At 50.5% G+C, this 21,910-nt stretch carries 20 protein-coding genes; 2 read left to right on the top strand and 18 right to left on the bottom strand.

Annotation, left to right across the window (positions count from 1 at the left end; genetic code table 11):
- Positions 1–5: 5 nt before the first annotated feature.
- The 11 genes from OXH16_10600 to OXH16_10550 form a co-directional block, all read right to left on the bottom strand.
- The gene (locus OXH16_10600) at positions 6–455 is read right to left on the bottom strand and encodes a hypothetical protein (protein ID MCY3681839.1); all 450 of its coding nucleotides are present in this window, start codon (positions 453–455) and stop codon (positions 6–8) included.
- Positions 452–1,060 (bottom strand): hypothetical protein, encoded by a 609-nt coding sequence (locus OXH16_10595; GenBank protein MCY3681838.1) that lies wholly within the window; start codon positions 1,058–1,060, stop codon positions 452–454. Before OXH16_10595 ends, OXH16_10600 begins: the two co-directional genes overlap by 4 nt.
- 59 nt (positions 1,061–1,119) lie before the next feature.
- The gene (locus OXH16_10590) at positions 1,120–1,563 is read right to left on the bottom strand and encodes a hypothetical protein (protein ID MCY3681837.1); all 444 of its coding nucleotides are present in this window, start codon (positions 1,561–1,563) and stop codon (positions 1,120–1,122) included.
- 56 nt (positions 1,564–1,619) lie between these two features.
- Positions 1,620–1,973 (bottom strand): helix-turn-helix transcriptional regulator, encoded by a 354-nt coding sequence (locus OXH16_10585; protein ID MCY3681836.1) that lies wholly within the window; start codon positions 1,971–1,973, stop codon positions 1,620–1,622.
- Between the two features lie 229 nt (positions 1,974–2,202).
- The gene (locus tag OXH16_10580; GenBank protein MCY3681835.1) at positions 2,203–2,976 is read right to left on the bottom strand and encodes a response regulator; all 774 of its coding nucleotides are present in this window, start codon (positions 2,974–2,976) and stop codon (positions 2,203–2,205) included.
- An 898-nt stretch (positions 2,977–3,874) separates the two neighbouring features.
- The gene (locus tag OXH16_10575) at positions 3,875–4,504 is read right to left on the bottom strand and encodes an outer membrane beta-barrel protein (protein ID MCY3681834.1); all 630 of its coding nucleotides are present in this window, start codon (positions 4,502–4,504) and stop codon (positions 3,875–3,877) included.
- Between the two features lie 279 nt (positions 4,505–4,783).
- Positions 4,784–5,404: a response regulator transcription factor gene (locus OXH16_10570; protein ID MCY3681833.1), complete on the bottom strand. Its 621-nt coding sequence runs from the start codon at positions 5,402–5,404 to the stop codon at positions 4,784–4,786.
- Positions 5,401–6,546, bottom strand: a complete 1,146-nt coding sequence (locus OXH16_10565; GenBank protein MCY3681832.1) for a GAF domain-containing sensor histidine kinase — start codon at positions 6,544–6,546, stop codon at positions 5,401–5,403. The genes OXH16_10570 and OXH16_10565 overlap by 4 nt, the downstream gene beginning before the upstream one ends.
- An 82-nt stretch (positions 6,547–6,628) precedes the next feature.
- On the bottom strand, positions 6,629–7,897 hold the full coding sequence (locus tag OXH16_10560) for a mechanosensitive ion channel (protein ID MCY3681831.1): 1,269 nt from the start codon (positions 7,895–7,897) through the stop codon (positions 6,629–6,631).
- A 23-nt stretch (positions 7,898–7,920) separates the two neighbouring features.
- A complete protein-coding gene (locus tag OXH16_10555; protein ID MCY3681830.1) occupies positions 7,921–9,993 on the bottom strand; it encodes a M3 family metallopeptidase in 2,073 nt (690 codons plus the stop codon).
- Between the two features lie 38 nt (positions 9,994–10,031).
- Positions 10,032–10,670: an HAD family phosphatase gene (locus tag OXH16_10550; protein ID MCY3681829.1), complete on the bottom strand. Its 639-nt coding sequence runs from the start codon at positions 10,668–10,670 to the stop codon at positions 10,032–10,034.
- Between the two features lie 78 nt (positions 10,671–10,748).
- Here OXH16_10550 and OXH16_10545 point away from each other — a divergent pair, with 78 nt between their 5' ends.
- Both OXH16_10545 and OXH16_10540 read left to right on the top strand, forming a co-directional pair.
- Positions 10,749–12,368 carry a DUF2357 domain-containing protein gene (locus tag OXH16_10545; protein ID MCY3681828.1) on the top strand — a complete coding sequence of 540 codons (1,620 nt, stop codon included), beginning with the start codon at positions 10,749–10,751 and terminating at the stop codon, positions 12,366–12,368.
- A 105-nt stretch (positions 12,369–12,473) separates the two neighbouring features.
- Entirely contained in the window at positions 12,474–12,740 is a 267-nt protein-coding gene (locus OXH16_10540; protein ID MCY3681827.1) for a hypothetical protein, read from the top strand.
- A gap of 4 nt (positions 12,741–12,744) precedes the next feature.
- Here the strand turns inward: OXH16_10540 and OXH16_10535 are convergent, their stop codons facing one another.
- The 7 genes from OXH16_10535 to OXH16_10505 form a co-directional block, all read right to left on the bottom strand.
- Positions 12,745–13,713 carry a class I mannose-6-phosphate isomerase gene (locus OXH16_10535; protein ID MCY3681826.1) on the bottom strand — a complete coding sequence of 323 codons (969 nt, stop codon included), beginning with the start codon at positions 13,711–13,713 and terminating at the stop codon, positions 12,745–12,747.
- A gap of 74 nt (positions 13,714–13,787) precedes the next feature.
- Entirely contained in the window at positions 13,788–14,999 is a 1,212-nt protein-coding gene (locus OXH16_10530; protein ID MCY3681825.1) for an ATP-binding protein, read from the bottom strand.
- An 84-nt stretch (positions 15,000–15,083) separates the two neighbouring features.
- Positions 15,084–15,632, bottom strand: a complete 549-nt coding sequence (locus OXH16_10525) for a Uma2 family endonuclease (GenBank protein MCY3681824.1) — start codon at positions 15,630–15,632, stop codon at positions 15,084–15,086.
- 167 nt (positions 15,633–15,799) lie between these two features.
- On the bottom strand, positions 15,800–18,691 hold the full coding sequence (locus OXH16_10520; protein ID MCY3681823.1) for a carboxypeptidase regulatory-like domain-containing protein: 2,892 nt from the start codon (positions 18,689–18,691) through the stop codon (positions 15,800–15,802).
- A gap of 200 nt (positions 18,692–18,891) precedes the next feature.
- Complete coding sequence (locus OXH16_10515) at positions 18,892–19,599, bottom strand: phytanoyl-CoA dioxygenase family protein (GenBank protein ID MCY3681822.1); 708 nt, start codon at positions 19,597–19,599, stop codon at positions 18,892–18,894.
- A gap of 4 nt (positions 19,600–19,603) precedes the next feature.
- A complete protein-coding gene (locus OXH16_10510) occupies positions 19,604–20,911 on the bottom strand; it encodes an alpha-L-fucosidase (protein ID MCY3681821.1) in 1,308 nt (435 codons plus the stop codon).
- Between the two features lie 12 nt (positions 20,912–20,923).
- The coding region (locus tag OXH16_10505) for a Gfo/Idh/MocA family oxidoreductase (protein MCY3681820.1) at positions 20,924–21,910 on the bottom strand (987 nt) is incomplete at its 5' end.

Below are 21,910 nucleotides of genomic sequence, written 5' to 3'. Positions count from 1 at the left end.
GTCGTTTAATCAATCTCGTGAGCAGTGAGAAAAATTGATTTTTCCAAAACAGTGAAGAAATTTTGATATACTGCTGGATCTTCAACAGCCTTTTGGTTGTACTGAGCGTTCGCACGTACCAACAATTGGGTTTCGCCCCTTGGACGGACAATAACAGTTATTAGTAATGGAGATTCTATCTTTTTAAACACTCTATATCTGATGTGAGTCGTTCGGGCACTAACCGTTCCGATCACTTCATTTGCTTCATTCACGATATAGCCTAAATCCTGAAGTGTGGATATTACAGTTCTAAGCATTTTATCTTTTTCTGTCGTGTCGAATGCACGGGTTTGCATGCTTCGCAGCTTGACCTGGCTTTCATCCATCTTCAGCAATTGCTCTTTTGATGATGTGCAGCCAGAAAACGCCATTAATGCGGCAATCGCGGCCGTTAATATCCCGGAGAGTTTCATATTTTTTGCCCTTCCAGAAAGACTGATTTTGAAAGAAGATCAAAGAATTTTTGATACATTTCAGGCTCATCCAGGCTTTCCATTCTGTCTATTTTGTCGTCGGTATTCCAAACAATCCGCTGGAATGTCACCCTGACATAGTGCGTTTTATCGTTATCTTCTGATGTCGGACGGATAACAACAGACGCCCATAACTTTTGGTAGTCATCAACAGCCGGAATATCTACCAGATCAAAAGCGTCCTCGTCCTGTGTAATAGCCGCAATAGTAGCAGCCAAGAAAATCTGAGCTATTGTACCAAGCACTTGCCCCGTCCGCTGTGTTGCGTCAGGAGGTGCATCTCTGTTTTTTGAGCCAACGATAAATCCAAGATTTGTCTCACTTTCATTGATGATGAATCCCAGGTCTTGAATCACACCAGTAGATGCCGATAAAAGATCGGTTTCTGAAATGCCTTCGTATTTTCTCGTTTGTAAGACCCTGTTTTGCAATGTATCTGGTGTTAGTCTCAAGACGTGTTTGGGCAAGCTACTCCCACAGCCTGCCACAATCAGTGCCATTACAGTAAGCCATATTAATGGATGTCTTTTCCCAGGGATGATCATACTTAATCTCCTCGCAAAGCTTTATAGAGAGCGGCTCTTTCTTTTTCAGTGTGCCTACCTCAGAACCGCGATGCGTGATACGCGAAGTCTCTCACCTTTTTATCTTCATCAAATTTTATGATTACAGTGAGGGTTCTCTGAGATGTTGAACTGGCTCCGGATGAACCCGACGCTCCGCCACCTCCCCCAAGAAACACATCGGCTATGCTGCTTATGAGGATGAGAGACGCAATACCGCCTTCACTGGTCGAGTATGCTGTTTCTGTCGAGATTTTGTCATATATCCACACTTCACGCCGTTCTTCATCTGTTGAAACGATGTTTGGCGATCCGAGAACCTGGGCGACTTCGGCACCGCTCATACCAACTCTTATTTCCTTTTGGACCTTTCCGACAGTCATCCGATCGCCGGAATCATCCCGGACAGCCCTTCGATGCTGCGGGGTCATCATGCAACCCGATAGGAATATCACAGCCATTGCTGAGATCAGTAATTTTTTCATCTTACTCCTCCTTATAGTCCTATTTGCGCTTGCGATGTCAACTCTGCGAATTTGTCCTACTGTTTCGAAATTTGTTCCAGTTTCCATTTTCTGCGATATGTCGTTGGGCTTTCTCCATACGTCGCTTTGAAAACCCTGCTAAACGTCGATAAGTACGCAAAGCCGCACTGATAGGCAATTTCTGAAATGGAATCGGATGTGTGCTTCAACGCTTCTTCAGCCTTTGTCAGGCGCACATTCCGCAGGCACATCCTGAATGATTCTCCCAAATGTTTTTTGAACAATTCATATCCATAGGTCTTAGAGAACCTGAAATGGTGCATGACGTCTTCAAATTTCAGGTCTGGATTGGTGTAATTGTCTTCCAGAAATGATTCCAACCGGTTCTTCCACATATCTTGTGAAAGCATATATCTCTTAACTCTGGCCAAGAATTGGTCTCTCTCTATTGGTTTATCAAATACACTCACGGCACCAGCCGTTCGAGCAGATTTTGAACGATCTGTTTTCGCATTATAGAAAATATATTGCTCCAAATTAGAGAGAATCAAGTTGTAACATTTGTCCTAATGTTCAAAATTTGTTCCAGTTTCCACTTTTTTGCGATATGTGGGTCGGATATTCCATATAAAAACTCTGCTAAAAGTCGATAAGGACGTAAAACCACATAGATAAGTAGTTTCTGAAATGGAATTTCCGATATGTGGTTGGGTTATTTCCATACTTCGCTTTGAAAACCCTGCTAAAAGTCGATAAGGACGTAAAACCACACCGATAGGCAATTTCTGAAATGGAATCGGATGTGTGCTTCAACGCTTCTTCAGCCTTTGTCAGGCGCACATTCCGCAGGCACATCCTGAATGATTTGTCAAAATATTTTTTGAACAATTCATATCCATAGGTCTTAGAGAACCTGAAATAGTGCATGACGTCTTCAAATTTCAGATCTGGGTTGCTGTAATTATCTTCCAGAAATGATTCCAACCGGTCTTTCCACATATACTGTGATGGCATATATCTTTTTACTTTGGTCAAAAATCTATCTCTCGCTATGGGTTTATCAAGTACACTCACGGCACCGGCCTTGATCAGTTGCTCGCCCAATTCTGCGGATCTCAAACTCGTCATGATCAGTATAGCTGTCTGAATTTTCTCTGCCTGCACATGCGTCAGCAGTGTTATCCCATCCATATCCTCTACCTGTGCCTCAACCACAGCCAGGTCAATTTTCTCCTTGTGCAAAATTTCAAGGCTTTTGTGCCCATTTTCAGCAGTGAATATTTCATACGATTTGTCTCTCAGGAATCTTTCAAGTGCTGAGATTACATGTGGCTCATGATCTACAATCAGAATTTTCTGCTTGTCCATATATTCCCCGCATTCTTGAATTTTGCCGTGAAAGGGATCGGGCATTGGGCAATACATCGCCTGCATCAGATCCTTTGCAAACACTCTGAGTTACATCATGGCGTATTTCATATCGCTTGCCGTCACTTCTGCGGAGGCAGGAGTCCAGGTAGGTTCACCTGTGGATTACTTCGCAATGACGATAGCAAAATCGATATGCACTTCTTGCCACGATGCACCGAGTTACATCGGATTCAATACACGCAGAAATACCGCTGATATACCGCATAGACCTGTCCCGTGTAGAGTCATCACGAGACAAGTCCATGTGGTACATGCCTGGAATATCTATGCGGAAAATCTGAAGGAAAACAGCGTGATTGGGAGGTACACCGAGAGAGGATGCTACACGATCGCTTTCAGAACTATCCAGAGAAAGGGAACAGCTGCTGGTCTGAGAGGAAAGCGACCGCGGGTAAAACGAGGATATTCGGCTCAGCAGACTGGTGAAGCCGAGCGCGAAGGGAAAGGATTTGAGAGAAAGTGCCATGACCAACCGTGTGAACAATTTTGCAAATCGGATTTGTAAGGATTTGTCTCAATGACTTACAAATCTCGAGCTATTTGCATAAATATTTGTTTGTCAACAGCTTAAAAAAGACCGTTCACATTATTGATCGTGGAAACTCCCTCCCGAAAGGATACTAAAACAGCGACAACGCTGCTGATATGGTAGGAAAGGCGCGATAGGGCTTGTCTGCCAACTTTTGCCATCTGCCTCTGTTCCGTTTCTCACGCTTTGTCCCGTATAAAGTTTCAAAAAAACTGATAATTCTATAAATGGTATCGAGTGCCTGAGAAAAAATAAGACCTGTGCAAATTGGTAAAAAGAGTTGGGTTTGAATGTTCCAAAACGGACCTTTCTCATCTCAACAAGGCACAGGTCTATGTCTCCTCTCCTGCACTATTTTCCGATAGGAAAGCCGACGCCGACCTGGAGAGAAATGGCTCGGTTCTTAACATCCTCTCCTTCAGCAATCGACAGGAGCCCCAAAGTGTACAGCAACTCGACTGAGAATGTCATCCCTTCGGACATCGCCATCTCAGTACCGATCCCTCCTGTAATGCCAAGGTCCAGGGTATTGGGTCCATCTCCATCATCACCGCAATCCTCACCTGCAGCTTCGCACTTGACATTGATCCCTATCACCGGTCCGGCGAGCACATACACAGAAGCTGAGCTCTCGGGTGGCGTGAGGTTGACGACACCCAGGCCCGAAAATTCGATGTAATCCAAACTTACATCTGCACTGATACTAAGACCCTCTAAATCTGCACTAAGACCATAACCCTTCTGCACATAGTCGCCACCGATTCGAAGGCTGAATTTGTCCTGTATTGGGATAGTCGCAGAAGCACCGAGTTTGATGCCGGTTCGCGTATCCACATCTGCGCCATCAAAGTTCCCACTTGCAGACGCCCGACTCATACCACCCCCAATGCCGATTGTGGTCTGGCCGAAAATAGGGGCGGGAAAGTTCAGGGCTACCAGAGCCAGGGTACCTATAACGATAGATCTACGCAGGTGTTGCATAGCTGCTACTCCTTTGAAAAATGGTTGTGTTGAGAGCAACCTCAACGGATGTGTATCCTGCACACGGTTTGAACTACCGCGTTCTTATAGACGATATATCGCTCTAAAAAATAGGCCCTATTTGCCCTTAGATGTCAACCTCGCAAGTTTGTCCTGAAGTTCAAAATTTGTCCCAGTTTCCATTTTTTTGCGATATTGGGATAGAATCCCAAAAATAAAAGCCCTGCTTGCTTGAGCAGGGCTTAAAAAAATATAAATGGTATCCAACTCTTTTCAGTTCTATATCAGTCCTCTCTGCATCGCAATTGCGGCGGCTTCTGTGCGGTTGCCCGCGCCGAGTTTGCCCAGGATTTCGCTGACGTGAAATTTTACCGTGCGTTCGGAAATGTTGAGTTGATCGGCGATTTCCTTGTTCAATAATCCCGTTGCCAACAGGTGTAGCACTTCTTTTTGCCGCGCGGTCAATGCATCGGGATTGTTCACGCTGTCCAATAGCTTGGAAGCGATGAGGGGTTCGAGCAGGGACCCGCCTTCGTTTACCACGCGCACGGCGCGAAACACATCGTCTCGAGGCGCGCCTTTGAGCAAATAGCCTTTTGCGCCAGCCCGCATTGCCGATACAATGCGCTCGTCCGTATCAAAGACCGTAAATACGATTACCCGCACGCTGCTTCCCTGTTCTCCCAGTCGCTGGAGCGTCTCAATACCATCCACGCGCGGCATCTCCAGATCGAGCAATAGCACATCGGGGGTGCGTTCGGCGACCATGTGCAATGCTTCTGCGCCGTCGCCAGCTTCTCCTATGACCTCAAAATCGGATTGGGTCTGTAGCATGGCAATCAGGCCATCGCGCACAACGGGATGATCGTCTGCAACGACAATGCGAATGGGTTGGCTCATATCTCGCGCTCCAGTGGGATGTGGATTTCCAGACGCGTGCCGCGGTCGGGCGCGCTTTCAATTGCGAATGAACCGCCTAGCAAATGCGCCCGCTCATTCAGGCCAATGAGGCCGTATCGATCTTCCCGCACGTTTTCGGGATCAAATCCGCGACCGTCGTCTTCGACTACGAGTTGGACGTATTGAGGCGTTGATGTCAGTTCGATGAGGACTTTTTGGGCATCCGCATGCTGCGCGATGTTGTTCAACGCCTCTTGGGCCATGCGGTATAAGCTCGCTTCTATTCTGACGGATAGGGGATGTTCGCCAATGCTTTTTACGCGTACATGCGCTGCGCCGCCAATATTTTGTCCCAGAGTTTTCAATGCCTCAATCAACGTGCGATTTTCAAGTGGAGCAGCGCGCAAATCCAGCACTGCCCGCCGCGCATCTTCCAGGTTATCGCGCGCCAGAGCTATGGCATCGCGTACGGTTTCGGACAGGATTTTGCGATCTGTATTGCCATCGAGCAAGGCATCCAGAGTTTCCAGACGCATTAAGATCGCCACCAGATTCTGACCCAGGGTGTCGTGTAATTCCCGCGCGAGTCTGAAACGCTCATCTACCGCGCCAATTTCAACACTTTTTTCGTATAGACGCGCGCGTTCAATTGCAATGCTCATCAAGTCGCCCACTGTGTTGAGCAAGCGCAGGTCTTCCTCCGAGAGTTCGCGCCATTTGACACTGCCCACATTTAATACGCCTACCTTTTTTTCTTGCGCGTATAGCGGGATACTCGCGTGATACTGCAAGCCATCTGTGCCTTCTACAAGTCCTTTCAGACGGCTACAGGCCACGACATTTACATTTGCTGCACCCGTCAAGTCGCCTTTCTCGTACGTGTCCAGACAATAGCACCAGCCGCCCATTTTGCCCGGGTTGTCGCGCAGTACAGGGGGCAGGTTTTGCGCGGCAGCCAGATAGGGCTGGTGTGTGTCTTCGTGCATGAGCCAGATCCAACTCGTGCTCAAGCCGAGCAGTGCGGCTACTTTTTCAAGTGCCGTTTCAAGGGCTTGATCGAGATTGACGGATTGGTTGAGTGCATGGGCAATCGCGTTGAGGATTGAGAGTTCGCGATTGCGCTGTTTGAGTTGATCTGACATAAAAGTATCCGCAGATGAACACAGATAAAACGATTTAATATTTGCGAGTTGGGTTTGCAGCCTCTTTGGCCCGTGTCAGTTTTCAATTTTTTGTAGCGAGGTGCTTAAAATCATGTCCTGTGGGTGCCTGGAATACGCTGAGGTCAAATTCGGGCACTACGGATAGGATGTGGTCGAAAATATCCGCCTGAATCGCCTCGTAGTTCGCCCATACCGTATCGCTGCAGAAGACGTAAATTTCTATTGGCAAGCCGTGTTCCTGTGGCGGCAGTTGTCGCACCAAAAATGTCATTTCCAGGTTGACTTTTGGGTGATTTTTCAAATACGCGACGATGTATGCCCGAAACGTGCCCACGTTGGTCATGCGCCTTCCATTTACCAGGCTCGACTCATCTACCTCTTGTTGCTGGTTGAATTTTGCGAGTTCGTCTTTCTTGTGTTCGATATAGGCAGCGATGTATTTGATTTTTGAAAACCGCGTCAACATTTCTTCGTCGCAAAATTTAATTGTTTGAATATCGATTAAAATTGACCGCTTGATCCGACGACCACCCGATTCCTGCATGCCGCGCCAGTTCTTAAACGATTCGCTGATCAATGAATAGGAAGGGATTGAGGTAATTGTTTTGTCCCAATTTTGCACTTTTACGGTGGTCAATGCCACTTCAATGACATCTCCATCTGCGCCGTATTTTGGCATCTCAATCCAATCGCCCACGGCGACCATTTTATTTGCACTCAGTTGTATGCCCGCGACCAGTCCCAGGATGGCATCTTTGAATACCAGTAAAAGGATGGCCATCAATGCACCCAACCCGCTCAGGAAATATACGGGATTGCGATCTAACAAAATTGACAAAATCAAAATGCCGCCTACAAAATACGTCAGTATTTTCAAGACCTGCACAAAACCTCTGCCGGGGACTTCGCGGGAGATCTCAAATGTCTGATAAACAGATAGCGCGGCATTGAGAAATGCCGCAACCACCCAGATGCTGATGATTACGACAAAAATCTGCACGGCATCCCGAACAATCGCGATACAATAATCCCGGTCTGCTTCTGTCATGCCCGCAAATGGCAAATCGGCCAAAAGGTAGATGACCACCGCTGGGGCCAGATGTGCCAACCGGTCCAGAACCCGATGCTCTACAAATGCATCGTCCCAGGGTGTTGTCGTTTTTTCAATCACGTACTTTAGCGTTCGCAGGGCTATGCGCTTCACGACAAAATCGGCAATCACACTGAGCACCAGAATGCACAGGCCCACCAATAGTGGTGCAGTCCAATTTTCAGCCATCTCTGGTTCGACACCCAGGTCGAGTAACCAGTTGTAAATGAATTCCAGCATTATGGGTTCCTTCATTTTGAACTTTACAACAGTTCATTGTGCCGCAGCAATGCCTCTGTGCTCGGTTCGCGCCCGCGAAATTCTCGGTACACATCCATGGGGTGTTTGCTACCGCCCAGTGCGAGAATTGTGTCGCGGAATTTGCGTCCGGTTGCTTTCACGGCTTCTTCATCGTCCAGTCCGGCCTCTTCAAACGCGCCGAATGCATCTGCGCTCAACACCTCTGACCATTTGTAGCTGTAATACCCGGCAGCATAACCTCCGGCAAAAATATGGGAGAATGAGCACAAGAAGCGACTTTCTGATAGTGGGGGCAATACGGACATTTCTTCGGTTACACGACGCTCCACATCAAAAGCCGTTTCACCGCCATCCGGATCGTAGGTGGAATGCAGCAGTATGTCTGTTTTTCCGAAGGATAGCTGGCGCATCATCAGAGATCCCGCCTGAAATGTGCGTGCGGCGACGATTTTCTCAAATAGATCATCTGGCAAGGGTTCACCTGTTTCTACGTGTGCGGTCATTCCAATCAGTGTGGGCTTTTGGTAACACCAGTTTTCCATGAACTGGCTGGCAATCTCTACGGCATCCCATTCTACGCCGTGCAATCCCGCCACATCGGCATAATCAACGGTTGTCAACATGCCCTGCAACCCGTGTCCAAACTCGTGGAATAGGGTTTCTACTTCTGAAAAACTCATCAGCGATGGCGTGTCACCCACGGGCGGCGTGCCGTTGCACACGAGGTGAACTACGGGCAAGCGAAGTCCGCCGTTGAGCCATCGTCGTCCCAGACAGTCGTTCATCCACGCACCACCGCGCTTTTCTGCTGGACGCGAATAAGGGTCCAGATAAAACGATGCTATGCGCTCGCCATCGCGGAGTACTTTGAAGAATTGCACATCTTCATGCCATTTGTGTGCGTTTTCATCATCTGCCCGCGCGATCTCAATATCAAAAAGGCGTTCTGCCAATGCAAACATGCCATCGAGTACTTTGGGTAGCGGGAAATAAGGGCGCAACTGGTCGTCGGTATAATCGAATTTTTGCTCGCGCAACCGCTCTGACCAGAAGGATGTATCCCAGTGCATGACTGGCTCTTCCTGACCACTTGCCTTTGCCAGTGCTTCCAGCGCGCCAAAATCATTTTCGCTATGGGGCTGCGAAGCCGCCTGCAATTCGCCGATCATGCGCTCGACTGCGGCGACATCAGGGGCCATTTTGACATTCAGGCTCCTGTCCGCATAGGTCGCAAAACCCAGGAGCGCGGATTGCTCTTTGCGCAATTTTAAGGTGCGCGCTATCAAGTCGCTGTTGTCCCATTCGCCAGAGGATGCGCGCTGAACGTACGCTTTGTACACCTGTTCGCGGTGGTCGCGCATGCGATGGTGTTGCATAAAGGGATAAAAGCTGGGGAAATCCAGTGTAATGCGCCAGGGACCATTTTCCGGTGTGGCTTCACTGCCCTCATTGGCCTGCGCGTATGATTGTGCGGCTACTTGTCGCAAACTATTCGGCCAGTCCTCTGTATCTTTTTTATTTTCAATAATTAGTTCATAGGATTTGGTCGCATCCAGCACGTGGTTGGAAAAATCTGTGCTGATCTGCGACAATTCTTTGGCGATTTCGTTAAAGCGTTCCTTTGCTGTGCCTTCTAATCCCACTCCAGCGTGTTCGGCTGCGCGAATTTTCAACTCGATACATCGCTTTTGAGCCTCATCCAACTTCGCCCATTCCTCGCCGTCTCGAATTGCCACCAGGCCTTCGTAAATGGGACGGCTCTGCTGTACGCGCAGGCCAAATGCCACGACATCTTGCAATACTGCCTCGTGTGCTTCGCGCAAATCATCTGAATTTTTTACGCTGAGCAAATGTCCCACCGGTCCCCAGGCATAAGAAAAGGGGACGTCGAGTTTTTCGAGCGGGACGAGCAATCCATTCCACGATGGGGTCATGTTTTGCTCCAATGCCGCAATCTGTTTCTCTGCTTCTGATAGCATATGTTTTACGCCCGGTACAACGTGCTCTGGCTCAATTTCGTCGTACCGCGGCAATCCCTCTTTGACCAGCAGGGGATTGTTTTTTAATTCACTCATTACACATATCCTCATTTTGTAAAGGGTAGAAAATAGACTTAATCCAATTTCTCTATTTCATCTGCGACATCTCGCACCGAGTTCAGTATTTTGTACGCAGATGAAAAATCTCCGTATTTCGACAATGCATTTGGCACGGCGAGTACGCGCAGGCCAGCCGCTGCTGCCGCGACGCATCCACGTTCGGAATCTTCTACAACTACACAGTCATCGGGTTGTAGCCCGTGCAATCGCATGGCCGTTAAATACGCATCTGGATGTGGTTTTGCTTCTCGGTAATCTTCTCTTGCCAGCACAAAATCGAAAAATGGGAGTAAATCCGTCTTTGTGTGAACAATGTCGAAGTGATCTCTGCGAGAACCCGTTACAATGCCCATTTGTACCCGACCATAGAATGTTTCGAGTGTTTCGATCACGCCATCCACGATCTGCACGCCTTCGGCTAATAATGCGCTGTACCGTACATTGCGTTTCAAACGCAGTTCCTCGATCAATTCGGCATTCTGATTGGGCAGAAAATCGAATACGCTCAGCCCTTTTTGTAGCGATTGTTCGGCAAAATCCCTATGCGTTAGTTCAACGCCTTGTGTTGCGAGTACCTCATATCCCGCCTGAAAGTACAGACCTTCGGTATCTACCAGCACGCCATCGTTATCCCACAAAATTGCACGAATCACAACTCCTCCTTATATTTACTATCACAGGCGACCTCCGTAAAATGGTTGAAACAAACCCTTTTGAAATCTACGCGAACAATGGACTCAGGTCAACACATCCGCGCTTCCTTTTCGAAAACATCCGATGGTCTTGTCGCAGAAAATGAACACGCCCGCATTTTGCTCTCTCCTGTGCAGGGTAATGTAATTGCTGACCATCTGGTAGAAGCTACCGAGTGCAACTGCCTCATCCGTCCGCTGAATAGGAAAGATATTGCAGTCTATATCGATGATCAACCCGCTGAGACCCTCGGTTTTCTCCGCGATGGGCACGCGCTGTGGGGGCGGCTCGCTACGGGCGATCATCCGGGACATATTCGTTTTTGCATTCGCTCAGACGATGTCGATCTGCTCTATGCCGAACTCGATGTGCGCCCCTCGTATCTCGACTACGAAACCGATTATCAAATTATGCGCGCTGATCTCGAGCGCATCAGCCGCGAACTCGTTTACCTTTTGCCCGATCAAACCCGTATTACGACTCGTCTGATAGATGATAGAGGTAGCAATTTAGACTTTCATCAAGTGCTGGATCGTCTTTTGAATCAACTCGTCCGCACTTTGCATGCGATTCTCAAACGTCCACATCGCCATCTCAAAACTGTTCAACGCATCCGCGCGGTTGATCGCGCACAGGGCCGCGATCCCGATGCTGTTGCGGATATGATTCGCTCGCCACAATTTTGGACACATAGCGGGACCGATTTCCCACATTTGCCTATAGCGGACGGTGTCGTCTGTACGCATTTGCGCGAGACCCATCGCCATTCCGATATTGATACGCCGCTCAATCGCCATCTCGTTGCACATTTAAAGCGTCTGTCTCGGCGCGTCCAACCGATTGCACATACCGATCTGGGGCATCGCCTGAAAACATACGTGGATCGCTGCTTGCGGTTGCTCCCTTTGCCCCCTGCGCGACGTGATGACGCTTTGCCCGTTCATCTCGATGTGCGTTACCAGAGGGCTTTCGCGCTCATTCGCGATCTCAATCGCGCGCTCGCGCCCTGTACGGGTGGTCCGTTTGATCTGTCCTTTCGCGATACGCACGCACTTTACGAATACTGGGTCTATTTTACGCTGGTTCATGCGCTGTGCGATATCGGCTTTGTTCCGACCCACGACGATAACCTTTTTCACCTGACCAACCGCGGTCTGAGCGTTTCTCCCGCGCAGGGCGAAGCCTCTGCGATACATCTTCAGCGCGGTGAGCGCCGCATTCGTTGTCTCTACAATATGACCTATACTGCCTCGTCGGGACGTGCGCTTACACACGATCTGAGACCCGATATAATTATCGAGATCCAAAACTCGAATGCATGTGCTGGAATGTCTAAATCCAGTAGGGAACGCGCTATTTATGCATTTGACGCCAAATATCGCCGCGAAGATTACAACGGGACGTGGATCCCCATGCGCGATGATATCGACAAGATGCACGCTTACCGGGACGCTATTGGCCAAGTGATAGATACAGATTTTCAACGGATTCTCAAAAGTGCTGTTGTTCTGTTTCCCGCTCAGGTGGATTCCGCGTATCAGACCCACGCTTTTTATACCAGTCTGTCTTATGGAATCGGTGGCCTCCCGCTCTTGCCGGGGGATGCAAATACGTTATCTGCCCTGAAAGAATATATCAAAGAGCATATTCTTTCATAAAAAACTGGACCGACCTTCGCCGATCCAGTTGTGCATTTCTTTTTTTTCGCTATATTTGCAAATATCAGGTGTGATCTTCCTCCAGTTCCAGTCCCCAATTTTTATATGATGACCGATTCCCAACTGCTTCAAGAATTTGAAGCCCTTGCCCATCGTTTGAATATTCCCTTATCCCGCGAAGACCTCATGGGTGGTACAGGTGGTCTGTGCGTCGTGCGTGGCGAACAGCGCCTGATTCTCGATTACCGCCTCGATGTGCCCACGCAGGTGGATATTCTCGCACACGCTTTTTCCAAACTTCCCCTCGATGATGTTTTCATCAAGCCCTCCCTCCGCGCCCGCATTGACCTCTACGGCGAAGCACAAGTTTAGCGATTTACCCACATGATGAGATTAAATATTCTACCTGTTCTTCGGGCGAGACGGTGACGGTGCGGTTGGCCGGGATGAAGAAGGTGTCGCCTGTTTGGGCAGTGTGATTTTTGTTTAATTGGGCCTTGCCAGCGAGGATGGTGAGTGCCGCGAATGTGGGATAGGTGTGTTGGACGGTGCCTGCAGGAGCGAAGCGTTCGAGGCGGAAGTATTCGGTGTCTTCTGGCCCGATGAGCGTGGTGTTTGTATCGGTTGCGAGATGGCGCCAGTGTTGCGGTTCTGGCGTGGGTGCGTCAAAGGCGATGACGTCGAGGGCGCGGTCAATGTGCAGTTCGCGCGGCTTGCCATCGGTGCCGGGGCGGTTGTAGTCGTAGATGCGAAAGGTGAGGTCGCTGGATTGTTGTACTTCGTAGATCATGACGTTCTGGCACAGGGCGTGTACTGTGCCGGGGGGAACGAAGATTACATCGCCTTCCTGTACATTGAAGAATTGTACGGTGTCCTGAACGCGGTTTTCGCGGATGGATAATTTCAAGCTGTGTTTATCTACGCCATTTTTCAGGCCACAAGCCACGCGCCCGTGATTTGATTTGAGTACGTACCACGCTTCTGTTTTGCCATACGTGCCCAGGTTTTCTGAACGGGTGTAGGTGTCGTCGGGGTGTACCTGGATGGAGAGGTCGTCGCGCGCGTCGAGGAGTTTGATGAGCAAGGGGAATTCGGTGCCGTAATGCTGGATAACGCGCTGTCCGAGGAGGTCGGCACCATAAGTTGCGACGAGGTCGGAGAGATTTTGTCCGGCAAGGGGACCGTCTGCGACAATGCTTTCCATCCCTTTGTATGCCGAGACTTCCCACGATTCACCAATGGGCACATCCGGGGGAAGTGCTTTGTTGTAGTGTGTCCCCAGGCTGCGCCCTCCCCAGACGGTTTCGCGGAGGTAGGGTTTTAAGGGTAAGAGATCGGGTATCATAGATGCTCCTGTTATAGTGTAGGGGCAGTGCCCCCGTATAAAAACACTACGGGGCAAGCTCCTGTGTCTGCCCGTCACAGTGCAGATACGGGAATCGACATGGCAGTTTCTGTGAGTGGTAAAAGTTGTTCTGTCAGGCAGATTACGCCGCCCGGTCCGATGGGCAGGTTTAATTTTTTTAGTACGCGAAAATTCTGGATGTGATTTTTGTTGGGGGAAGCGGTTTTTTTGATTTCTATCGGATAGATTGTGCCATCCCGTAAGATGAGGAGATCTATTTCTTTTCCGTCTCGATCCCGGTAATAATAGAACGGGGGCATGTGACCGTTGTGTCGGTAGCTTTTCAACAGTTCACTCACGATCCAGGATTCCAAAATGGGGCCGGACATTGCGCCGGCTTCCAGTGTTTCAGGGCTGGTCCATTCGGTGAGGTAGGCACACAGCCCGGTGTCGAGAAAATAGAGTTTGGGGCTTCTCACCAGTCGTTTGGTGAGGTTGGTATAATAGGGTTCCAGAAGATAGATGATTCCGGAAGCCTGTAAAATGGATAGCCATGTTTTTGCCGTGTTTGGGGCAACATCGGCATCGCGCGCCAGATCTGAAAAATTTAACATTTGTGCGGTTCGAGCAGCGGCAGCCCTGAGAAATCGGAGAAAGGATAGCTCATCGCCCACTCGGGCGAGGTCTCGAATATCGCGCTGGAGGTAGGTTTGCAAGTATGAACTGTAAAACAGGTTCCAATCCATCTGGTCGTCCAGAGCAATGGCTGGAAAGTCACCGCGCCATATCAGCCTGTAGAGTTCTTGAAGACCGAGGGTATCTCCGGTCTGGAGCCTGTTGTGAATGGCGTTGGGGATTGGCAAGAATGGAGATGAGGCGCTCCCGATTCGCTCGCGTCTTGAAAGACCGAAAAGCTGCACGATGCCCACCCGACCAGCTATAGATTCAGATACGCCTTTCATCAGATGAAATTGTTGCGATCCCGTAAGCCAGAACTGACCGGGGAATCGGTCCCGATCCACGGCGATTTTGATATGGGGCAATAGCTCTGGCGCGTATTGGATTTCGTCGATGAGCACGGGGGGCGGGTAACGCTGCATGAACAGGGCCGGGTCTTCTTTTGCCAGACTCTGGACAAGCGGATCGTCCAGGGTGATGTATGTTCGATCTGGTTCGCTTAAGTGCCGTAGAAATGTCGTCTTGCCAACCTGTCTGGCTCCAGAGAGCATGAGTACGGGAAATCGGGAAGATGCGACAAAGGGTTCAAGTGTTCGGGAGATGTACATTTTGATATACCCAAAAAAACGGCTATTTTGCAGTGTGATTGCAAAATAGCCGAAAAATTAAGTATTGTCAAGGCTGTTAGACGCTCAAAATATGTCGTCGAGATTCAAAGTGAATCCTTGCAATGTGGGCGAAGTCAATGTTTCCCCTTCACCATAGGTATCGACGACCTCGAATCCATGCTCACCGAGACGCAGGACTGTTATGGTTTTTTCGGTGAGATCTACCATCCAGTACTCGGTTATGCCGTGTCTAGCATACAAACTGCGCTTGAAGGTCTTGTCGCGTGTTGCTGTGGAAGGAGACAGAATTTCGACGACGAGGTCCGGCGCGCCCTGAATATTTGCAGGGGTGATGATATCGGCGCGCTCATTGGAGACGAAGATCAGATCGGGTTGCACCACATCCATGTCCGACAGCACCACGTCGAAGGGCGCGTGATAGACCCGCCCCAGGCTATGCTCAGATGTGAATAGAAACAGTTTTGCCCCCAGTTGGATAGAGACACTTTGATGAAATTCTCCTGGGGCAGGGGGCATAACTAACTCTCCGTCCAAAAGTTCGTAACGCGTGTCGTCCGGCGTGTTCAGGTAATCTTCGTAGGTAAACTTGATGGTGGGATTTGGAATAGCCATGGTTATAGTCCCCTCTGATGGTGCGTTGCTTACATGGCCTGCCTTGTGTTCAATCACTTCTGTTTGATACTCCAAAATGGCTCATATTTTTGGCTCAAGCGATTGATTACATCCAACTAAGAAATAGTCGATTTTTAACTTTTGTCAAGGTGTTTGATTGCAAATAATCAAAAAATATAGCGCATGCCGATTTGCACTTCGCGTGGGTCGCCGAGGCCAGATTGAACGGTACCGTCAAAGTTGAAGAGCAGGCCTGCGGTGGATGGATCGCGGAAGTTGTCTGTGTTGAGCAGGTTGAAAATTTCGACGATGGCTTCCAAATGCCCGTTGCCCAATGGGATGGGGCGGGACAGGCGTGTGTCCCAGGAGAAAAATGCATTGTCTTTGCGGAGGGTGTTGCGCTGGATAATGCTGCCGTCGGCGCATATACGATCAGAGATAGCACCCCACGGATTGGTCGTGGGCTGGCCCGTGCAGGATGCGGAGGTGGGTTGTGCTGAGTAATAGCTTATGCGATTGTTGAGGAATATATCGCCGGGCAATCTGGTCAGGGTCCACAGATTGAAGCGGTGGCGCTGATCGCGGTCTGAATAGCCCCATTCGCGGTCCAATTGCGTTGCATCGACGTAGCGGAAGGTGAAGGGGTCGCGCTCGTTGTCGTCGTCGGATTTGTCCCAGGACAGCGTATAGTTCATCTGGAATTGGAAATCGTCTCGCACCATCTGGCGCAGCCCAAAGCTGAGGCCGTGGTAGCGCGATTTGGCTGTGCTCTCGACCACAGTCAAATCGCCGATGCCGTTGCTGCCATCGGGACCCAAACCCGTTGACCAGGGGGAACCGAAGACCGCGTCGTTGCGGTTGACAAAGCGCGTGAGATTGTCGGTGCGGGAGTATGTATAGCCGAAGGTACCGACTACCCCCTTTGCATGCAATTCGCGTTCGAGACCCACATGTGTGCTGATGGTACGGGGGTTTTTAAAATTTTTGTCGAAGACAAAGATATTGGGGCGGAAGGGATCGCCTGTGGGTGCGGGCAATAATTCGCCGTAGGGTGGGGGCGGACCCAAAATGGGCGTCAGGGTGCTGGAGCGGAAGATGGATTGTCCGCGCGAGCCATTGGTCGAGCGGGTGCCCGCCAGGTTCAAGCCCGGGATGCGGGCGTAGTAGATCCCCGCGCTGCCTCGCAACAGGGTCTTATTGTCGCCGTGTACATCGTAAGCTATGCCCAACCGCGGCTGGAACATATCCCAGGTAGAGGGAATTTTGCCGTTGGATGGGAATGTGTATGTACCCGTTTCGTTAGTGACAGTTTTGCCTATGAAATCGGCGAAGAAGACCTCGTCTGGATCGGTGATTACATCGGGCTGGATCTGTGCTTCCCAGCGCAAGCCGTAGTTGAGTGTGAGCTTGTTTGAGGGCTGCCAACTGTCCTGTACAAACAGAGCCAGTTCGTGCTGAGGGATCTTCTGCGTGCCCGCTTCTTCCACGCTCAGACCGCCGACGCCGGACTGCTGCAAGTAGATGAGGACAGGCCCGATAATTTCCGTTCCTTCAGGACAGGTCCCGGTGGTGCTGGTGCTGCCGTCGGAGCATTCGACATAGGTATTGCCCTGCTGGACGAAGTTGAGAAAGCCATCTACGGAATTGAAGATGTAGCGGCCATTGGCAAAACCGATAAAGGTTTGTACGGATTCGACGCGGTTCCATTCGATCCCGGCTTTGATCAGGTGATTGTCCTTGCTTATGGAGATATTATTGAGCAACTGGATGCGAGAGTCGTAGTATTCGATGGGGATGAAGAAGGGCATGCCAAAGCGATAGCCGTGTTCAAAATCCATGCCCGTATCGGGAAAGGGGCGCCCGGTGTTGGGGTTGTGCGGTCCACCGTAGGGACGGGGCCGGTCTTCTCGGGCGATTTGGAAGCGGAATTCGTTAATCGTGCTGGGGGATAGAAGTGATACCAAACTGCCATTGAAGGCGTGTGACCAGTCCCTTTCTATGGCATTGGCGCTGCGCGCCCAGGAGTCAACGTCAAAGGTGCCGTTTTCCTGTTCGGACCAGGTGTAATTGTATTTGAAGGTGGCGGAGTGTTCTTCTGACAGGTGGTAATCGACCTTGAAAAGAAATGCGCGGGCATCGTTGGTGCGGTCAATGGCGCCGTAGTCGTCGGATAGGTTGAACGCGGAGGCCATGAAGTGGCGCAGGCGAGCATCTCCGCGCTCGATATTGTTCTGTTTCGTATCTCTGAAAATTTGCTGGTCGTACGCGGCAAAGAAAAATGCCCTGTCCTTTTTGAGTGGGCCACCCAGGGTGAAGCCGAATTGCCCCTGTTTGAAATTGGGCGTGCGTTCTATCCCGTTGTGCCGGGCTGTGCTGGACAGGGCGTCGTGTTTGCCAAAAAAATGCACGGATCCGTGGAATTGGTTGGTGCCCGATTTGGTGATGACATTGACAAAGCCGCCGCTGGAGCGCCCAAATTCGGCATTGGCTCCCTGAGGTATGACCACCATTTCCGCTACTGCGTTTAAATTAAAAGTGAAAGCGGGACGCTGTCCGCCGCGTTGTTCGCCGAAGAAGGGGTTGTTGAAATCTGCGCCATCTACCGAGATGTTGTTGTGTATGCCGCGTTGACCGGCAATGGTCAATTCATCGCCGTCAGGTCCTTGCACGATGCTCACGCCTGGGGTCAATAGTGTGAGGTTGAGGAAGTTGCGCCCGTTGTTGGGCAAGTCCTGCACGGCTGCTTCGGACAGGCGCGTGGCTGTTTCACTCTGGGTGATGTCAACGGTAGCTCTCGTCGCTTCGATGAGGACTTCGTCCATTTGCAATGCCATTTTGAAGACGAGTTCCACTGTCTCGCCAACCCGCACCTGCACCCCTGTTTGACGCACTTCTGCCTGTCCTTCTGCCTGTACTGTGATGTCGTAAAAACCCAGGGGCAACAAGGTCGCGGTGAATATTCCCAGATCGGATGATGTGAGGGTGCGCCGGTAATTGGTGCTGGTTTCTTTGAGGGCGATGGTGGCATTGCCAATGGGGTTGCCAAATTGATCCCACACAAAGCCTCGGATAACGCCGGTGGTTGCCTGAGATTGCGCCCATGTGGGTGTGTGCAATAGGGTAGCGCACAAGAAAAGGAAGGGTAAGACGCGGATGGGGGGGAGAAGCGAGAAAATCTTTAGTTTTGGGATTTTATATTTCATACAAGGTGAAAGTCGAGCGGGAACAACAGATCCCAAACTCCTGTTCTACCATCTCCTTATGCGGATCTCAGAATTTTATACTGATCGCCATTGCCACGCGGTACAGTGGCCTCTTGATATGAGACAATAAACGCCCGCCGCACGTGGTCTGTCTGGTTGCCTTTGGAATGATGCCACAAACAGGCGTGAAATAAAAGGATATCCCCGGCTTTTACAGGACAGGGGATCGCATCGTCGAACATGAGATCGGCTGGTCCCATACACTTTGGGCATTGTCCGCCAAATGGTCCATGCGTGACCACACCGCCCTTGTGGCTGTGCGGGACGACCCACAAACATCCATTTGTCTCATCCGCGTCCTGTAGCGGTATCCAGGTGGACATGCGCGTTTTGCTCAGGACGCGTGTATTGTAATACGCGTCGTCCTGATGCCAGTGGCAGATGTCGTTGGAATGCGGCACTTTTGCCGTCAATTTGGCCGAATAAATCGAAATGCCGGGTTTTACAATATCTTCGATCAGTGTCAATACCCGCTCGTCCTGTGCAAATTGACGGGTCACTTCTGAGCGCAATCCCAACTGCATGACCCATCCTTTGTTGCGTCCCGTTTTTTTTTGGAACTCCTGAATCCGATCAATCTCGCGGTCGATTTCCGCGAGTTCTTCCAGCGGAAATACATCTGGCACAATCACATAGCCCTGTTCGCGATAGATCGCCACCTCGTCGGCACTGAGTTTTCGCAAGTTCGTTTCTGTCATTGTCATTTTTTTACTCCTTCAAAAACAACTCGACTACGGGTACTGTCACATTGGGTTTTTGCACGGGCAATTCCAGTGTCAGGGTTTCTCTTTCAATACTGCTGTCTCCCGTGTGTCCAGCGCGGGGCTGGTGAAATCGCACTTCTGAAGCATCGTTTAATAACTGGGCGTATTCTACCTTGCCAGCAAATCCGTCGAGATGCAGATGGCGAAACGGGTAGGTGAACAGGTGTACGTACAGCCGATTGGTGTCGGGATTGTAGGTCAAGCGGCAATCCTCCGGCGTCTGAAATTCCTCTGGCGCGGCAGTACACCCGTAAATGGATCGGCTGTGCCATTTCATCCATTCGCCCATTTCGCTGAGGCAATTCAATGCCCGGTCGTCAAATACCCCGCGCCCGGTGGGTCCGACATTGAGCAATAAGTTGCCCCCGCGGCTTACCACGCCGACCAGCATTTGCACCAGTTGCTCGGTGCTTTTCCAACTTGTTTCATCGCGGTGATAGCCCCACGACCCCGAAAATGTCTGACAGGTCTCCCACAATACGCGCTCGCCCTGATAGGTGACCCACTCGCGCGGCATAAATTGTTCGGGTGTGCGATAATCCCATCCGCCTTCTACGTCGTCCAGGTCCAGCCGGTCGTTAATCACAATACCTGGCTGCAACTCGCGCGTCATTTTCATCAGTTCAACGCTGTTCCAATCATCTCGCCCTTTGCCGTCAAACCCCTCGGGCCTGCCCCTTGCACCGGCCGGATAGCTAAAATCGTAAAAGAGCATATCCACTTTGCCGTATTCGGTGAGCAATTCGCGGACTTGACCGTGCAAATACGCCGCGTATTGGGCCTGATCGCGCGGTTCGTTCAGCTTGTCCTTATCGGGGTGGTTCCGCATGCTATGGACGGCGTCAATTCTGAAATGCGGGTGGTACCAGTCGATCAGGGAGTGGTAAAAGCCGACCTTCATACCCCGTGACCGAAATGCTTCTACCATGGGTTTTAACAAATCCCTGCGCGCGGGGGTATTGGTCGCTTTGTATTCCGTCAGTTTGGAGTCCCACAGCGCGAAGCCTTCGTGATGTTTTGTGGTGACACAAAAATATTTCATGCCCGCGTTGGCCGCCGCATCTGCCCAGGCTTCGGGATCGTACAAATCCGGATCGAAGTATTTCAGATACCGATCGTATTGCGCATCGGGGATTTCTTCTCGCTGCTTTACCCACTCGTGCCGCGCGGGCAATGCGTACAATCCCCAGTGGATGAACAATCCAAATCGATCGTGTGTAAACCAGCTTGTGTCACCCTGTAGATCTGCCATGGGTTCTCCTTTTTATAGCTCTGATAGTTGTACCTCGCGTCCTTCCATCGCACTCGTGACGGCTCCGAAGACCATGGACATGGATTTCAGATTGTCTTCGGCATTGCATTCGGGTTGGCGGTCTTCGCGAAGGGCACGGACAAATTCGTTGAGCACGGGATTGGGGCCGTCGATTTCGTCGAGTTTGATTTGCTCGCGGATTTGTGGATTTTGTTTGTGTTTGAGTGTGTAAAAGAGGTCAAAACCCTCCCAGGTCAGTGTGCCTTTTGGCCCTTCGTAGCGCCATTCGCCATTGTGTCCTGCAGGTACATGTCCCATTGTGCAGCCAATACCGCGATGTGTGGCGACAATGCCGTTTTCAAATTTGAAGACGAGAATCTGGCAGGCGTCGCCCTGATGCCAGCCCCAGGGCAAATTCCAGGTGATGGCGTGTGCGCTGACGGGGTCGGCATTGAGGGTATAGCGCATCATGTCAAAGTGATGGATGCCCATGTCGGTGAGGAACATATAGGGTTCCGTCACATAGTGGCTGCCCGGATTGTCTGCCCAATCGACATAGAGCGATACGTCGAGTTGCGCTACTTCGCCAATATGTTTGGTTTCGAGCAAGCGCCGCGTGGTGCGGGGCAGTTCATTAAAGCGGTAGTTCTGCGTGATCATGTGTTTGACACCCGCTTTTTTGCCCGCTTCAACGATGCGCTTAGCGGCTTCGAAGTTATCGCTCAGGGGTTTTTCGCCCAATAGGTTGAGGCCCGCATCAAAGGCTTTCATCGCGATGGTTTCGTGAATAGCGGGTGGGGTGACATCGACGACAAAGTCGGCTTTTACCGAAGCGGCATCGCTGAGGTCGTCGTAGATGAGATTCTCGGGTACACCGCGTTCTTCTATTGCGCGTTTTTTATTTTCTTCTGAGGGTTCGACATAGGCGACCAATTCGACTTCGGGATGTTCGTCACACGCGGCCTGCCAGTGACGCGCACGACCACCGAGGCCGACGAG

Source organism: Gemmatimonadota bacterium (assembly GCA_026705765.1).
Lineage (GTDB): Bacteria > Latescibacterota > UBA2968 > UBA2968 > UBA2968 > VXRD01.
The sequence above is the reverse complement of the archived record's forward strand: the minus strand, read 5'-3'. Positions and strand labels throughout refer to the sequence as shown.

What these genes read in the sequence shown, in the direction of transcription:
- OXH16_10600 (MCY3681839.1), bottom strand. Translation starts at nt 455, where the DNA reads ATGAAACTCTCCGGGATATTAACGGCCGCGATTGCCGCATTAATGGCG.
- OXH16_10595 (MCY3681838.1), bottom strand. Translation starts at nt 1,060, where the DNA reads ATGATCATCCCTGGGAAAAGACATCCATTAATATGGCTTACTGTAATG.
- OXH16_10590 (MCY3681837.1), bottom strand. Translation starts at nt 1,563, where the DNA reads ATGAAAAAATTACTGATCTCAGCAATGGCTGTGATATTCCTATCGGGT.
- OXH16_10585 (MCY3681836.1), bottom strand. Translation starts at nt 1,973, where the DNA reads ATGCTTTCACAAGATATGTGGAAGAACCGGTTGGAATCATTTCTGGAA.
- OXH16_10580 (MCY3681835.1), bottom strand. Translation starts at nt 2,976, where the DNA reads ATGCCCGATCCCTTTCACGGCAAAATTCAAGAATGCGGGGAATATATG.
- OXH16_10575 (MCY3681834.1), bottom strand. Translation starts at nt 4,504, where the DNA reads ATGCAACACCTGCGTAGATCTATCGTTATAGGTACCCTGGCTCTGGTA.
- OXH16_10570 (MCY3681833.1), bottom strand. Translation starts at nt 5,404, where the DNA reads ATGAGCCAACCCATTCGCATTGTCGTTGCAGACGATCATCCCGTTGTG.
- OXH16_10565 (MCY3681832.1), bottom strand. Translation starts at nt 6,546, where the DNA reads ATGTCAGATCAACTCAAACAGCGCAATCGCGAACTCTCAATCCTCAAC.
- OXH16_10560 (MCY3681831.1), bottom strand. Translation starts at nt 7,897, where the DNA reads ATGCTGGAATTCATTTACAACTGGTTACTCGACCTGGGTGTCGAACCA.
- OXH16_10555 (MCY3681830.1), bottom strand. Translation starts at nt 9,993, where the DNA reads ATGAGTGAATTAAAAAACAATCCCCTGCTGGTCAAAGAGGGATTGCCG.
- OXH16_10545 (MCY3681828.1), top strand. Translation starts at nt 10,749, where the DNA reads ATGGACTCAGGTCAACACATCCGCGCTTCCTTTTCGAAAACATCCGAT.
- OXH16_10540 (MCY3681827.1), top strand. Translation starts at nt 12,474, where the DNA reads ATGATGACCGATTCCCAACTGCTTCAAGAATTTGAAGCCCTTGCCCAT.
- OXH16_10535 (MCY3681826.1), bottom strand. Translation starts at nt 13,713, where the DNA reads ATGATACCCGATCTCTTACCCTTAAAACCCTACCTCCGCGAAACCGTC.
- OXH16_10530 (MCY3681825.1), bottom strand. Translation starts at nt 14,999, where the DNA reads ATGTACATCTCCCGAACACTTGAACCCTTTGTCGCATCTTCCCGATTT.
- OXH16_10525 (MCY3681824.1), bottom strand. Translation starts at nt 15,632, where the DNA reads ATGGCTATTCCAAATCCCACCATCAAGTTTACCTACGAAGATTACCTG.
- OXH16_10515 (MCY3681822.1), bottom strand. Translation starts at nt 19,599, where the DNA reads ATGACAATGACAGAAACGAACTTGCGAAAACTCAGTGCCGACGAGGTG.
- OXH16_10510 (MCY3681821.1), bottom strand. Translation starts at nt 20,911, where the DNA reads ATGGCAGATCTACAGGGTGACACAAGCTGGTTTACACACGATCGATTT.